This is a genomic window from Mycolicibacterium sp. XJ662 (assembly GCF_053484035.1).
The window spans coordinates 1,015,757-1,029,849 of record NZ_JBEFTL010000001.1; the positions used below are offsets into that span (position 1 = coordinate 1,015,757).

General features: G+C 67.6%; 16 protein-coding genes and 1 pseudogene. 12 read left to right on the forward strand and 5 right to left on the reverse strand.

Annotation, left to right across the window (positions count from 1 at the left end):
• Window positions 1-11: 11 nt before the first annotated feature.
• On the reverse strand, window positions 12-2,045 hold the full coding sequence (locus ABQE93_RS04670; protein WP_448406099.1) for a toprim domain-containing protein: 2,034 nt from the start codon (window positions 2,043-2,045) through the stop codon (window positions 12-14).
• Between the two features lie 182 nt (window positions 2,046-2,227).
• Here ABQE93_RS04670 and ABQE93_RS04675 point away from each other — a divergent pair, with 182 nt between their 5' ends.
• Window positions 2,228-3,616 (forward strand): oxygenase MpaB family protein, encoded by a 1,389-nt coding sequence (locus tag ABQE93_RS04675; RefSeq protein WP_448406100.1) that lies wholly within the window; start codon window positions 2,228-2,230, stop codon window positions 3,614-3,616.
• Here the strand turns inward: ABQE93_RS04675 and ABQE93_RS04680 are convergent.
• On the reverse strand, window positions 3,606-4,745 hold the full coding sequence (locus ABQE93_RS04680) for a MalY/PatB family protein (protein WP_448406525.1): 1,140 nt from the start codon (window positions 4,743-4,745) through the stop codon (window positions 3,606-3,608). The genes ABQE93_RS04675 and ABQE93_RS04680 overlap by 11 nt on opposite strands.
• A gap of 130 nt (window positions 4,746-4,875) precedes the next feature.
• Between ABQE93_RS04680 and ABQE93_RS04685 the strand changes: the two genes are divergently transcribed.
• Together ABQE93_RS04685 and ABQE93_RS04690 are read left to right on the forward strand one after the other, a co-directional pair.
• Window positions 4,876-5,202: an ArsR/SmtB family transcription factor gene (locus tag ABQE93_RS04685; protein WP_448406101.1), complete on the forward strand. Its 327-nt coding sequence runs from the start codon at window positions 4,876-4,878 to the stop codon at window positions 5,200-5,202.
• A 2-nt stretch (window positions 5,203-5,204) separates the two neighbouring features.
• Complete coding sequence (locus ABQE93_RS04690) at window positions 5,205-5,693, forward strand: SRPBCC family protein (RefSeq protein WP_448406102.1); 489 nt, start codon at window positions 5,205-5,207, stop codon at window positions 5,691-5,693.
• On the opposite strand, the gene ABQE93_RS04695 is transcribed toward ABQE93_RS04690, so the two are convergent.
• Both ABQE93_RS04695 and ABQE93_RS04700 read right to left on the reverse strand, forming a co-directional pair.
• Window positions 5,662-6,147: a hypothetical protein gene (locus ABQE93_RS04695; protein ID WP_448406103.1), complete on the reverse strand. Its 486-nt coding sequence runs from the start codon at window positions 6,145-6,147 to the stop codon at window positions 5,662-5,664. The genes ABQE93_RS04690 and ABQE93_RS04695 overlap by 32 nt on opposite strands.
• 29 nt (window positions 6,148-6,176) lie before the next feature.
• The gene (locus ABQE93_RS04700) at window positions 6,177-7,430 is read right to left on the reverse strand and encodes a L,D-transpeptidase (RefSeq protein ID WP_448406104.1); all 1,254 of its coding nucleotides are present in this window, start codon (window positions 7,428-7,430) and stop codon (window positions 6,177-6,179) included.
• 141 nt (window positions 7,431-7,571) lie between these two features.
• Here ABQE93_RS04700 and ABQE93_RS04705 point away from each other — a divergent pair, with 141 nt between their 5' ends.
• From ABQE93_RS04705 to ABQE93_RS04725, 5 genes are all read left to right on the forward strand, one after another.
• Entirely contained in the window at window positions 7,572-8,267 is a 696-nt protein-coding gene (locus tag ABQE93_RS04705; protein WP_448406526.1) for a DsbA family protein, read from the forward strand.
• Complete coding sequence (locus ABQE93_RS04710) at window positions 8,267-9,136, forward strand: cytochrome c biogenesis CcdA family protein (protein ID WP_448406105.1); 870 nt, start codon at window positions 8,267-8,269, stop codon at window positions 9,134-9,136. The genes ABQE93_RS04705 and ABQE93_RS04710 overlap by 1 nt, the downstream gene beginning before the upstream one ends.
• 95 nt (window positions 9,137-9,231) lie before the next feature.
• The gene (locus ABQE93_RS04715; RefSeq protein ID WP_448406106.1) at window positions 9,232-9,603 is read left to right on the forward strand and encodes a BlaI/MecI/CopY family transcriptional regulator; all 372 of its coding nucleotides are present in this window, start codon (window positions 9,232-9,234) and stop codon (window positions 9,601-9,603) included.
• On the forward strand, window positions 9,603-10,532 hold the full coding sequence (locus ABQE93_RS04720) for a M56 family metallopeptidase (RefSeq protein ID WP_448406107.1): 930 nt from the start codon (window positions 9,603-9,605) through the stop codon (window positions 10,530-10,532). Before ABQE93_RS04715 ends, ABQE93_RS04720 begins: the two co-directional genes overlap by 1 nt.
• 56 nt (window positions 10,533-10,588) lie before the next feature.
• Window positions 10,589-11,347, forward strand: coding sequence for an SCO6745 family protein (locus ABQE93_RS04725; RefSeq protein WP_448406108.1), 759 nt, complete (start codon window positions 10,589-10,591; stop codon window positions 11,345-11,347).
• Here ABQE93_RS04725 and ABQE93_RS04730 read toward each other — a convergent pair.
• A pseudogene (locus ABQE93_RS04730) lies at window positions 11,344-11,649 on the reverse strand (TetR/AcrR family transcriptional regulator); the annotation flags it as partial. The gene ABQE93_RS04725 and the pseudogene ABQE93_RS04730 sit on opposite strands and share 4 nt — an antisense overlap.
• Before the next feature lie 68 nt (window positions 11,650-11,717).
• Here ABQE93_RS04730 and ABQE93_RS04735 point away from each other — a divergent pair.
• From ABQE93_RS04735 to ABQE93_RS04750, 4 genes are all read left to right on the forward strand, one after another.
• Window positions 11,718-11,864, forward strand: a complete 147-nt coding sequence (locus tag ABQE93_RS04735) for an SDR family oxidoreductase (protein ID WP_448406109.1) — start codon at window positions 11,718-11,720, stop codon at window positions 11,862-11,864.
• Between the two features lie 32 nt (window positions 11,865-11,896).
• Window positions 11,897-13,039: an AI-2E family transporter gene (locus tag ABQE93_RS04740; RefSeq protein WP_448406110.1), complete on the forward strand. Its 1,143-nt coding sequence runs from the start codon at window positions 11,897-11,899 to the stop codon at window positions 13,037-13,039.
• A 43-nt stretch (window positions 13,040-13,082) separates the two neighbouring features.
• Window positions 13,083-13,547 carry a MarR family winged helix-turn-helix transcriptional regulator gene (locus tag ABQE93_RS04745; protein WP_448406111.1) on the forward strand — a complete coding sequence of 155 codons (465 nt, stop codon included), beginning with the start codon at window positions 13,083-13,085 and terminating at the stop codon, window positions 13,545-13,547.
• 104 nt (window positions 13,548-13,651) lie between these two features.
• Window positions 13,652-14,083 carry a Fur family transcriptional regulator gene (locus ABQE93_RS04750; RefSeq protein WP_448406527.1) on the forward strand — a complete coding sequence of 144 codons (432 nt, stop codon included), beginning with the start codon at window positions 13,652-13,654 and terminating at the stop codon, window positions 14,081-14,083.
• Window positions 14,084-14,093 lie beyond the last annotated feature (10 nt).

Consider the following 14,093-nt stretch of genomic DNA (forward strand, 5'->3'; position numbering starts at 1 on the left):
CTGCCTATGTCTTAGTCGAGGTCGAGGGAATTGGTGTCGACGCGGGCGGCGATCTCGGCCATCCACGTGCGCCGGCCCTCGGGCGGCCCGCCGAACAACGTGTGGTGCAGCTTGTTTTCACCGTCGTCGGGGTGGACCCGAATCACGGTGCGCCGCTGCGGATCCAGCACGGTGTTCCAGAAGTCATCGGCATCCATCTCGCCAAGCCCCTTGTTGCGCTGCACCTCCACCTTGCGCTTCGACGTCTCCTTCAGCTTGGCCACCGCGGCGTCGCGCTCGGATTCGTCTTGGCAGTAGATCCGCTGCTGGCCGTCCTTGACGACGAACAACGGCGGCAGCGTCACGTACACCATCCCGGCCTCGACCAGGGGCCGGTAGAAATCGAGGAACATCGAGATCAGGCTGGAGTTGATGTTGCCGCCGTCGGGGTCGGCGTCGGAGGCGAACAGGATCCGGTCATAGCGGCACAGTTCGGGGTCGCAGCTGTCGCGCACGCCGCAGCCGAGGATGCGTTCGATCGCGTCGAACTCGTCTTTGCCCCGCGCCTTGGACAGGGCGAACCCATAGACGTTGGGCGGTTTGCCTTTCAGCGGAAACGCCGCCTGGAAGGTGGCGTCGCGCGCGGCTTTGATGGTGCCCAGCGCCGAGTCACCCTCGCACAGAAACAGTTCGGCGCCCGATCCGCGGCCGGTTTCGCGGCTCGGCAACAGTTTCGGCGGCAGCGACAGGTTCGTCCCCAGCCCTTTGGCCTTCGAGGCGGCGCGCGACCGCGCCTTGGCCCCTTCCGCGCTGCGCCGCGCGCGGGCGGCCTCCAGCGCCAGCTTGGTCCACAACGTCACGGTGTCGCCGTTGGCGGGGTTGGCCGCCCAGACGGTGACGCTGCGCGCGACATCAGGGGCCATCGCGACGTTCAGCGACCGCGACGAGACCGCGGTCTTGGCCTGCGAGTCCCAGCCGACATCGGGCGCGCGGGTGTCCACGGCAAGCGCGGTGACCGCCGCGAAATCCTGTGGCTCCGGGCCGTTCTCACCCTTGGCCAGGCCCAGGTCCCGCATCCGCGACGCCCGGTCGGCCAGCGCCTCGGAGAGACCCTTCACGGCGGCCGTCAGGTGCGAGCCGCCGCCGGGGGTGCGCACCGTGTTGCAGAAGGCGGCCACCGTCGCCGGTTCGGCCGGGCCCGCGGTCAACGACCAACGGAACGGAGTCGGACCACGACCGGTGGTGTACTCGCCGTGGCCCTCCACGACCGCGCGGACCTCGGGCGCCGGCGCGTCGGCCGCCGTGCACATCAGGTCCAGCAGGGTGTCGGTACCCCATGGACCGTCGAACGGTTCGAGCAGCGCCTGCGGAATCTCGTCCCCGGGCCAGCCCTCGTCGGTGACGACCAGGTGCACACCCGGCGACATCCGGGCCGCGGCGTGCGCGCGCAGCAGCACCTCGCCGATGTCGATGGTGGAATCGGCGACGACGGCCGGGTCGAACAGGATCCGCACCGTGGTGCCGTGCAGGTTCGGCTTGCGGTTACCGGCGCCGCGCAACTTCTGGGTGTCGTTGCGCGTGAACGGCGCCTCGGGGTCGAACTCTTTGCCTTCAAAGGTCCCGGGGTAGCCGCGGCCGAAGCTCTGCAGATAGGTCTTGCCGGCGCGGCGCACGGTGACGTCGGTGCGGGCAGATATGAATACCGCTGCGGCGGCCCCGATGCCGTTCAACCCGGCGCCGGTGCTGGCCGCGTCGGTGTGCGCAGAGAACTTCCCGCCGGCGCGCGCGGTCCCCAGCGTCTTGACGATGCCGTTTTTCTTCGTCGTCGGATCGGTGTCGACCGGCAGGCCGCGGCCGTCGTCGGCGACGCTGACCGACCCGTCGGCGTGCAGGGTGATCGTCACGGTGGAACCGCCGTGGCCGGGCTCGGCGACCTCTTCGATGGCGTTGTCGATGAGCTCGCGCAACGCGGTGTTGAGTACGTCGAGCCCCAGGTTCACCGCCGGCCGCAGGCGGGTGTGCTGGACATCATCAAGCTCGGTGATGTCGGCGGCGGTGTAACTCACTGCTGGTCCTTATTTCTTGCTTGCGACAGGGGCCGCAGGAATCGTAGACGCTGGCACCGACAATTCTGCGCTGCCCGCGCCGCCCGCGACGGAGCGAGTGCGGAACCACCATTCACATCAGGTGGCCCGTGCGATAACGTCCAGATCAGTGTCCTTTATTTCCGAAAGCGAGCTTTGCTGCAATGACGGTGACTGGTGAGCGTCCCAAGATCCAGCTCGACGACGTCGAATTCAATCGGCGGGATCATCCGGACCGGCCGTTGCGGCCCATCCCGCCCGGCCGTGACCACTTCGCCGCCCAGTGGCAACAGATGCGCGAGTTCATGTTCGGCCAGTGGATCGACATCGACAAAGAGGTCGAACCCAACGAGCTGACGCGGCTACGCGACGACTACTTCTGGCAGGGCGACGAGTACATCATCGGCGTGGTCGACGCGTTCGAGCGCCTCGGCTACGAAAAGGGCCGCGCCCTCTACGAACAGGCGCTGACTCAGGGCATCGACTCTCTCGAGGATCCGCCCAGGGAGTTCGTCGAGTTCTTCGAGCATCTGGAGCAGCTGCCGAGCCAGTTCGACCTCGAGGCCGCCGAACGCGGCCGCATGCTGGCGATGTCGGCCACCAAGACGGCCACCATGATCATCCAGGGGTGGGCGTTCTACGAGACGGCGATGACCGGCGATATCTCGGCATCCACCGGTGCCACCGGTCGCTTCGCCGACGACGGCCCGCGGCGCTTCATCGAAACCGCGCGCGTCTTCGCGGAGTTCACGCTGCCCGACATCTTCGACCGGCACTCGGACGCCTTCCAGGATGTGATCCGGGTGCGGTTGATGCACGGGCTGGCCAGCCGCGGCTTGCGCCGGAAATGGGGCGACGACGTCTACCTCAAGTTCGGCGAGCCCATACCCGTGACGTCACTGCTCGGGTTCGGCAGCGGGATGCTGCTCGGACGGCTGGTCGACCACGCGTTCGGACGCAAGCTGACCCACCAGGAACTCGAGGACCTCGCCGAGTACTCGTCGTACTCGGGGCGGCTGTGGGGCGCGCCCGAGCGGCTCTACTCCCCGACCGGTCTGGAGCTGATCAGGTCGTTGAACTACGTGCTGGCCAGGGGCGGCAACCCGTCGCCGTGGCGCGCCGAACTCGTCGACGCGATCGCCGGTCCCGCGCACCTGACGACCCTGACCGACGCGCTTCCCGGCGTGGTCAAGAAGTTGGTGGCGCGGCACGCCAACCAGCTGACCGCAACGCTCGCGCTCGTCCCGGCGGGCGCGGTGTTCGGGTACCAGCAGATCGAGGCGATGGTGGCAGGCAGCTTCTTCGAGCCGCTGGGCTACAACTATGAGCGCCGAATCCGGATCTTCAAGGAGATCGCCAGACTCAACGTCCGCATCGCGATGGTGGCCGACAAGCTGCCGTGGTCCAACCCGATTCGCGAGCGGCGAAAGAAGACCGGCGCGGCCGCGCGCGAGCGGATCGCGATGCTGGAGAAGATCGCCAAGGCTCGGCAGATCCCGCTGACCTACACCAGCCACGACCAGTCGACAAAGGGCGAGGGCTTCACCGGCTGAGCGTGCCCATCCGGGTGACGGCCTCGGTGAGAATCGTCTGTGAGGTGGCGAAGTTCAACCGCACGTGACCCGCGCCGCCGGACCCGAAGACATGCCCGGAACTGAGCGCCACCCGCGCCTGGTCGAGAAACGCCCGCGCCGGGCCCGCCAGTTCGGAGACGACGCCGGGGCCGTCGCCGCCACCGGGCTCGTCCAGATCGAGGCGGCGGCAATCGAGCCAGGCCAAGTACGTGCCTTGCGGCGGGGTGTAGCCGACGAGAGGCAGGCGTTCGGCGAGCAGGTGCCCCAACAGGTCGCGGTTCGCCGACAATCCGGCCAGCACCGCATCGAGCCACACCTCGCCCTCGTTGAACGCCACGGTGTGTGCCATCACGCCGAGGTGGCTGGGGCCGTGGCTGACTTCCTCGGGCAGCCGGTCGAGGTCTGCTGCCGCTTCGGGGCCGGCAACCACCAGCGCCGCCTTCAGCCCGGCGAGGTTCCACGCCTTGGACGCCGACGTGACAGCGAAGGCGTCCTCGGCGCCCGCGACGCTCAGGTACGGCGTAAAGTCCGCCCCCCGCAACACCAACGGCGCATGGATCTCATCGGAGACGACCCGTACCCGGTGGTCGCGGCAGAGCGTCGCGATGCGGGTGAGTTCATCGACAGAGTGCACGGCGCCGGTCGGGTTGTGGGGGCTGCACAACAGGTAGGCCACCCGATCGCCCATCGTCGCGGCCGTGCCGAACGCCGTATCCAACGCCTCCAGGTCGATGCGGCCGTCCATGCCGAGGCGCGCCTCGACGACGCGGCGGTCCGCGTGCGTGACGAAGGCGTAGAACGGCGGATAGACGGGCGCATTGACGACCACGACGTCGCCGGGTTCGGTGATCAGCTTGAGGACCTCGACGATGCCCAGCATCACATCCGGAACGAGCGCGGTGCGCTGCACCGCCAGCCCGTCCCAGCCCCAACGACGTTGCGCAAACGCGGACAGGGCCTCGGCGTAGGCGCGCGCTCCGCTCGGATATCCGGTGTCCCCCAAGGCGATTGCCGTATTCAGCGCGTCGGCGATAGGTTCGGCAAGGGGTACGTCCATCTCCGCGACCCACAGGGGCAACACATCTGCAGGATGCACCCGCCACTTCATGCTGGTCCGCCGGCGCAGCTGCTCGACGGCCAACTCCTCCAGCGGATTCACGATCCCATCTTGTCGCACGCCGCTGAAAGCGGCGAACACCGGTTGACAACGTACAACCAATCGGTTGTATATTGAGCACGTGACCGATCAGGACGAGGAACGGGCGGACGCGTTCTTCCACGCCCTGGCCGACCGGACTCGGCGAGACATTCTGCGCCGGGTGCTGGCCGGGGAACATTCGGTCACTGCACTCGCGGAGAAGTACGACATGAGCTTCGCCGCAGTGCAAAAGCACGTCGCCGTGCTGGAGAAGGCAGGCCTGATCTCCAAGCGTCGTCAGGGGCGAGAGCAGCTGGCGAGCGGCGAGGTGGAGGCGGTGCGTTCAGTCGCCTCGATGCTCACCGAGCTCGAAGACGTCTGGCGTGGCCGCATCGCTCGCATCGACGAACTACTCAACGAGGAATAACCATGCCTGTCACCAACATCAGCAAGAACATCGACGACCTCACCCTGACGATCACCGCGGAGTTCGCGGCGCCCGTCGAGCGGATCTGGCGGATCTACGCCGACCCGCGTCAGCTCGAGAAGATCTGGGGTCCGCCCGGTTATCCGGCAACGGTGGTCGAGCATTCATTGACCCCGGGCGGCACGGTCACGTACTACATGACCGGGCCCGAAGGCGAGAAGTACGGCGGTTATTGGAAGGTCACCACCGTCGACGAGCCGCGCAGCTTCAGTTTCGAAGACGGCTTCGCCGACGACGACCTCAAACCGGCGGGCGACATGCCCGTCGCGCACAGCGTCTACACGTTCGAGCCGATCGACAACGGGACCACCAGGGTCACCTACGTCAGCCGCTACGAGTCGGCCGAAGGCCTGCAGAAGGTGCTCGAGATGGGTGTCGAAGAGGGCTCGAGGCAGGCGATCAACCAGATCGACGCACTGCTGGTGGGCTGACACCGTCAGGCTCCGGAACCCCTTGTAGCGTAGGGGTTCCGGAGCATACGACTGCGGACCCACAGGGCCGGCGTCGCCACCGCAGCGCTACCAGAACCACCAGCAACGCCAACGACAACCCGGCCAGCACCGGTTGCAGGGGCGCCCATAGGCTGAGCGCGCCGGACGCGCCGACGGCGAGCAAGACGAGCTTGTTGCAGACCGGGCATCCCACGGCGAACGTCACCAACGCGAGCCCAGAGGCCATCGACCCGGTGTTGCGCCGCGCGCCTCCGATCGCGAACCACGCCGCCGTGAGCGCACCGGTTGTGATCAGCACCGGATATTCCCACCACCGCACGGGCACGTCTCGGCTGAACAGGGGCGTGTCGATGATGTCGGTGGGCATAGCGATCACCACGACGGCGACCACACCGGCCAGCACCCCTTGGGCGTGCCTCTTCGTCACATGCATCCAGCGGCCTTCCTGGGCTCGATCACGACTTAGCTCCGCAGCGCACTGCCAGCCAACCATTCGTCCCACGACACGCTCCAGTCCCCGTTCTGCCAGATCGGCAACGGGTCCCCCTCGGTGTTGTGTACCTCGAAAACATCGCCAGGACGGGAGAACTCGTAGAACCAACGGGCATGATCGGCGTTGACGTTCAAGCACCCGTGCGACACGTTGGTGCTCCCTTGGGCCCAGACGGTGCTCTCCAGCTCGTGGACGTAGATCCCGCTGCTGGTGAGGCGGACGGCGTAGTTGACCGTTGTGCGGTAGCCCTGCGCCGAGTCGACCGGCAGCCCGTACGTCGAAGAGTCCATCACGACCGACTCAGCCTTGCCCATCACCGTGTACACCCCGGGCTGCGTCCAGAAGGAGATCTTCTTGCCGCCGATGGTCTCCGAGCCGCCCATGCCCATGGAAGTGGGAATCGTCCGCACCAGTTCACCGTTCTCGTACACGCTGATCTGCTTGGTCGCGTCGTCGGCGATCGACACGCGAGCGTCCCCGATGCGGAACGAGGCATGGCTGTTCTGCTCGCCGTAGAGCCCGTCGCCCAGATGTGCGCCGAAAATGTCTGCGCGTGCGGTTATTTCGGTGCCGGGGCGGTGGTAGTCCTTCGGACGCCAGTGCGCGCGTCGGTCATCCATCCAGTACCACGAGCCCTCGACAGCGGGCACGGTAGTCACCGACAAGCGCTCCTCGGCGGCGGCGCGATCGGGGACCGACTCGTCGAAGCGCGCCACGACGACGGTGCCGACACCGTAAGTGCCGCCGTCGGCCAACGCGGCTCCCGAGGTCGTGGTGAAGCTGACCCGCGTCTGCTCCTGTGGGGTCAGCGTCGTGAACGTCGAGGTTTGGGTGGCAGGTATTCCGGTGGGGCCGGAACTCGACACGGTCACGGTGTAGGTACGGCCGTACTCGAGCGGTGCGGCGGCGGCCCAGGTGCGGCTATCCGAGTCCGCCGAAGCCGGCACCGCCTCGCCGGTGTCGTCGACAAGCGTGACGCCGGTGAGCGTTCCGGTGCCGGCGCTGACCCGTACGTCGCTCAAGGGATTGATCCCGGTTGCCTGCGGCGGGGGCGAGATCGTGACGGACGCGGGCACCGACCGCGGCGGCGTCGGTATGTCAGCGGTGTTGGCTTCTCCTGAACCCGAACGGATCTGCAGCCAACCGATCGCGACGACGAGGGTGATGACCAGCGCCACGCCCGCTGACCACTGCACCCGCTTCTGGTGCGAACCGATCCCCACTTGCGGCCTCCCTCTCCCAATCGCATTGCTGCGGTAGGTGTGCTAGAAAGTCCCTACGTACCTACGCAGTAGATACGTAGAACGCTAGCACGGAGGTGGACGGTGAGCGGTTCGCGGCGAGACAACGTCGGCAAGGACCTCATGTTTCTCGGTGGTCTGGTCGTCGTCGCGGTGGCGCTGATCCTGTATCTGGTGATGGGTGCCGACACCGAGTTCGACGGGTCGGGCGCGGGGCCGGCCCCGACCTCGATCGCCGCCAGCCCTGATGAACCCGCCGCCCAATTCGGCGTCGCGTCGGTGGAGCGCAGGCAGGACGGGGACCCGTTCGCCATCGGGGATCCCGATGCCCCCGTCGCGATGGTGATGTTCTCCGACTATCGCTGCCCGTTCTGTGCCAAGTTCAGCCGCGACACCCAACCCGAACTCGTGGAGCGCTTTGTCGAGAACGGCACACTTCGCGTCGAGTGGCGCGACTTCCCGATCTTCGGCGAAGAGTCGAAACGGGCGGCTCGGGCTGGGCGGGCAGCCGCCGAACAAGGGAAGTTCTGGGAGTTCAACGACGCGGTGTACTCGGCCGCACCGGACCGAAGGAAAGCGGACCTGAGCGAGCAGGCGCTGATCGGCTTCGCCGAGCAGGCCGGCGTCGCCGATATCGACCGATTCGTCGCCGGCCTGCGCGGAACCGAGTTCGACGACGCCATCAACGCCGACTTGGCGCAAGGTAACCGCATCGGCGTCCCCAGTACTCCGGCGTTCCTGATCAACGACGCCCCGTTGCTCGGCGCCCAACCCACCGACGAGTTCGTGCGCGAAATCACCGAAGCGTTGCACAACTGATGAGCGGCATCGGTTTCCTCGGCGCGTTTCTCGGCGGGTTGGCTTCGCTGCTCAGCCCGTGTTCGGCGCTGCTCCTACCGTCGTTCTTCGCCTACGCGTTCGACCGGGTGCACCTGCTGATGCGCCGCACCTTCGTCTTCTGGATCGGGCTGTGTCTGGTGTTGATGCCGATGGGCGCCGGTCTGGGGTTCGCGGGCAGTGCGGTCACCCGCTACCGGAGCGAAGTCACGCTGATCGGCGGCCTGGTCCTGGCCGGCTTCGGCCTGATGACGTTGCTGGGCAAAGGGTTTCAAGTGCCCGGCATACAGGGGTTGGCGGACCGGATCAAGATTTCCAGCACGTTGTCGGTGCTCGCGCTCGGAGCGGTCTACGCGCTGGCCGGTTTCTGCGCCGGTCCCCTGTTGGGCGCGGTGCTCACGATGTCGGCGATGGGCGCCGACCCGGTCTACGGTTCGGCGCTGATGGGGGTTTACGCCCTGGGCATGGCCGCACCGCTGTTGCTGCTCGCCTGGTTGTGGGACCGTTTCGGCTTGGCCGAGCGCACCGCGCTGCGGGGCCGCCCGGTGCGGGTGGGTCCGGTACAGACGCACACCACATCGCTTGTCGCCGGGCTCATCCTGATCGCGATCGGCGCGGTGTTCATCTTCACCGACGGCACAGCCAATCTCGGCGGTGTGCTGACCGTCGACGCGACATACGACCTGCAAGCATGGCTGAGTCGAGTGTCGGCCACCGCCGGCGATCCGGTCGTCGTCCTCGGCGTCGTCCTGGCACTCATCGCCTGGCGCGGCTATCGGCTCTGGCGCCGCCGTGCCCAGGTGCGCATCGGTTCCGGTCAGCGGCAGCGGGAAGGCGCATCCGTTGGGTGACGGAGCTACTATCGCGCTAAGTAGGTTGGGCGCGGCCGGCCCCACGAGCCGCAGCGGGACGGCATGACGGCACAACGGTACGGGTGGTGTTAGACGTGGCAATCAGAGGATTCGGTGACCTGGAAGCCGTCGTGATGGACGTGCTGTGGTCCAGGTCGGAGCCGTCCACGGTGCGCAGCGTGCACGACGAGCTGGCCACCCGGCGGCAGATCGCCTACACCACCGTGATGTCCACCATGGACAACCTGTTTCGCAAGGGCTGGCTGTCACGGGAGAAGATCGGCCTGGCCTACCAGTACGTGCCGATCATGAGCCGTGAAGAGCACTCCGCGAAGCTGATGCGCACCGTGTTCGAATCCGGCGGTGACGGCGAGCTCATCCTCAACTTCTTCCTGGAACAGATGGCCGACGACGAATCCGCGAAGCTGCGACAGGTGCTCCAGCGCGCGGTGGAAGGCGAGTCCTGATGAATGCGGTCACCTTCCTGATCGCCTATGCAGTGGTCTTGAGTTGGCTGGCACCGGCGCTGCTCACCAGCCCCCGCATGAGTGGATTGCATCCCCGCTTGTCGGTCGTTGCCTGGCTGGCGACGATCGCCACAGCGTCGGTCGCCTGGGTGTCGGCCCTGGCGATTCTGGTCGTCAGCGCCGCGACGAGCCTGCTCGCCAACGCCGCGGTGACCTTCTGCGTCGAGACACTAGGCATCACCGGCGCGGTGTTGCTGCCACCGGCGCTCGCGACGATGTTGGTCGTCGGCCTCCTCGCGCTCACCGCGGGGGTGGCCGTCGAGACCGCGCGCCGTGTGATCGTGGCGCTGGCCAGAACGCGCCGCCGCAACCGCGACCATGCCGAAGCGGTGCGGATCATCGGCCGCCCGACCGACCACGCCGGCGTGGTCGCCGTCAGCGCGCAGCAGCCGGTTGCGTACTGCGTTTCGGGCGGACGGCGAAGCGCGATCGTCGTCAGCACCGCAGCGCTGGACCTGCTGAACCCGGGCGGGCTGGCCGCAGTGCTCGCGCATGAGCGCGCGCACCTGCGCGGCTACCACCACCACGTGATCGCGCTGTTGAACGCCCTCGCCGCGGCGCTGCCGAGGTTGCCGCTGATGCGCACCGCAGCACAGGCGGTGCCGCCCCTGCTTGAGATGTGTGCTGACGATGTCGCCAGCCGCACACACGGCCGCGCGCCGCTGATCGCCAGCCTGGTCGCGTTGAGCACCCGCCACCGCGTCCCCGAAGGGGCGTTGGCCGCCGCAGGCACCGCGGTCGTGGACCGCGTGGTTCGACTCACGCAGGCGCACAACCGGTCGCACCGACCACAGGAGGTGGCGGTGTCGATATTCGTCCTCGCCACCCTCGCCGCCCCGGTGATGGCGCTTGCATTCTGCGGGCCCTGAGGCGTCGGGCGGCTAGTCTCGTCCATCGGGCCACCCGCGATGACGAAAGAGGAAACATGGGCACGACCGACATGTTTGACGCCGCCGCCGAGACCGGAACCGCGATGGAGCAAGCGGTCGCGGTCTTCATGTTGCATCCGGAGACGTTCGGCGAAAGCGCGGCTGCCGGCTACGAGAACCCGTTGGCCGGCTACGTCGCCGGCCGCGGCGGCGTGCTGGGCGAGGCCGACGGCGCGACGGTCGCAGCCGTGTTCGCGGTGTTCGAACCCACCGGTCTGGCGGCACTGTGGGACGAGGGCCGCGCCGTTCACGGCGCTGCCGGTGCAGCGCACCGGTATTGGGAGCAGGCCGCCGGGTTCGCGCGCAGGTACCTCACCGGCGCGACGGGTCTGGACCGCATCGCCGAACTGGGGGAGAGGCTGATCGCCGCGACGCCGACCGCCGGGCTGCCGCTGTATGCCGGATGGCGCGCAATGCCCCTGGCCGACGACGCCCCAGCGCGGACGCTGCAGGTGATGTTCGTGTTGCGGGAGCTGCGGGCCGGGGTGCACTTCAACGCGCTCACCATCTCCGGCATCGCCCCGATCGAGGCGCACATGCTCAACAAGGGCGCCCAGTACGCCGCGATGTTCGGCTGGCCCGAACCGTATGCCGACGGCGCGGACAAGAAGGACCGCTACACCGAGGTCGAAAGCCTGACCAACCGGCGGATGACCGAACTGTTCGACGCCGCCTTCGACGTCGCCGAAGCCCAGGAGCTGGCCCGGCTCAGCACCGACGCGCTGGCGTCGCTTAAGGCCAACGTCCCAAACTAGCCGGGCCAGCCCGCCAACGCGCGGTCGGCCAGCGCGTGCAGGTCTGCGCGGCTGGCCCCGCTTCGCGCCTGCACGGCGATGCCCTGACACACCGCGGCGACCCAGCGGGCCAACACCGTGGTGTCCACGCCGGACAGTTCGCCGTCGGCGACAGCCTCGTCGAACCGCTCGGCGATCCTATGCACGGTGGCGTCGCGCATCTCGGCAAGCCCGGGGCCGCCGTCGACCGTCAGGCACCCGCGCGGTTCGGCGCTGACGGTGTCGGCGGCGCCGTGCATGGCCGCTTCGGCGACGCCGCGCGCGGCATCACCGTCAACAACGTGCAGCCCGGCCCCATCGACACCGACGCGAATCCGACAACGGCAGCGACTTGTCCGAGGGCGCCAAGACGTTGATGCCGCTCGGCCGCTACGGGCATGTCCGCGACGTCGCCGCCATCGTGAGCTTCCTGGCGGGCCCGGAATCCGGCTACGTGACCGGCGCCAATTGGAACGTCGACGGCGGCTTCACGGTCTAGGCAGCGGTTTTCGATACGAGGCGTCGGGGTAAGTGACGCGGGTGAGTGAACCCAGCTCCGATCACTCCGCCCCCAAGCCGGATCGCGGGAGCCTGCTCGCGAGCGGTGCGTTGTGGACGGCGAAGTGGTCGGTGGTCATCGTGGCGATCGCCGCCGGCGCGTTCGTACTCGGTTGGGTGGCGGCGAAGCTGTGGGTGATCTTCCTGCCGGTCCTGCTGGCCGTCGTGGTCTGTACTGTGCTGTGGCCGCCGGCGCGCCTGCTGATGGACCGCGTCGGCATGCCCCCGGCGGCCGCGTCGCTGACCACGCTGCTGCTGTTCCTGGCGATCGCGACGGGTCTGATCGCGCTGATCGTTCCCCCGCTGCTGGACCAGATGCCCGCACTGGTCGACCAGGCGACCGCGGGCATCGACAGGCTGCAGGACTGGGTCTCCGGCCCGCCGATCAACCTGCAGCAGGAACAGCTGGACCGCTTCGCCGGCTCGCTGGTGAACGCGATGCGGGAGTCGTCCTCCGCGATCGCGACGGGGGTCGTCAGCGGTGTCAGCACGGTCGGCAGCGTGGTGGTGACACTGGTCCTGACGATCGTGTTGTCGTTCTTCGTCCTCAAGGACGGTCGCAAGTTCGTGCCCTGGCTGGCCGGGCTCACCGGTCAACGCGCGGGACGCCACCTCGACGCGGTGCTCACCCGGATGTGGGACAACCTCGGCGGGTTCATTCGTGCGCAGGCGGGAGTGGCGTTGATCGATGCGGTGTTCATCGGCGCCGGACTTCTGATCCTCGGTGTCCCGTTGGCCCCGGCGCTTGCGGTGCTGACCTTCGTCGGGGCGTTCGTGCCGTTTGTCGGTGCGTTCGTGGCCGGGGCGTTAGCGGTGCTGATTGCCTTGGTAGCCAACGGCTTTGTCAATGCGTTGCTCGTGCTCGCCGTCATCATCGCGGTCCAGCAGATCGAAGGCAATGTGCTGCAGCCATTTCTGCAGAGCCGTGTCATGAAGTTGCACGCGGCGGTGATCCTGCTCGCGGTGACCGCCGGGGGCGCCTTGTTCGGGATCGTCGGCGCATTCCTCGCCGTGCCGACGACCGCGATGCTGGCGGTCATCGTCCGCTATCTCAGCGAGCAGATCGATCTACGGGTCGAGGGCGAGGCTGAAGGTGCCGACAGCGGGACTCGTTGAGCACGCCGCGTTTTAGGCGATCGTGGCGTGCGATACTCGCCAGGTGGCGAGCAAGAAGTCGACGGATTCGACGGCGCGTGAGCTAGCAGCTATTCAGCTTGCCACCAGCGATCTCGTCGGGGTGGCGCTGCGCAGTGTCGAGGACCTCGAAGTCTCTCTGCCGCAGTTTCGGCTCCTGCGGGTGCTCGACGACCTCGGTGAGGCCAGCGCCACCAAATGTGCTCAGGTCCTCGGGGTCGGGGGTTCCTCGGTCACCCGGTTGGTCGATCGGCTCGACGCGTCAGGGCATCTGGTGCGCCGTCCCGACGCGGCCAACCGCAGCGCGGTCGTGCTCGCCCTCACCGACGCCGGCCGACGGCTGGTCAAGAAGGTGGAAACGCGGCGGCGTCGGGAGCTCAAGAAGGCCCTGGATCGCCTCAGCCCCGACGAGCGCGCGCAGTGCATCGCCGCGCTGGAGCGGCTGCACGAGGTGCTGGACGCGCCCGAGGATCCGCGGATCCCGTACTGACACAGAAGCACCCGTATCACGCCGAATCTTGCCACGCGCAAGACTTGCCTTGCGCAAGACAAGACCACGGGTTAATCTTGACGAACTCCAGAATCGAGGATCAGATGCGAAGCGCCGCGGACAAACTGCGCGCCGCCGGCCTCCGAGTGACCCGGCCGCGCCTGGCAGTGCTCGCCGAACTGGCGAACCACCCGCACGCCGACGTCGAGACGATCACCACCGGGGTGAGACAGCGGCTGGGCAAGGTGTCGACCCAGGCGATCTACGACGTCGTGCATGCCCTGACCAAGGTCGGGATATTGCGTCGCGTGGAACCGGCGGGTTCGCGCACCCTCTTCGAGGTCGAGACCGGCGACAACCATCATCACCTGGTGTGCCGAAGCTGCGCGACGATCGTCGACGTCGCCTGTGCGACAGGTGAAGCACCTTGTCTGCAGGCCAGCGACGACCAGAACTTCTGCATCGACGAGGCCGAGGTCACCTTCTGGGGCCTCTGCCCGGAATGCCGAACTGTTTCAACGGAAACCGTCAATTGAATGGAGCATC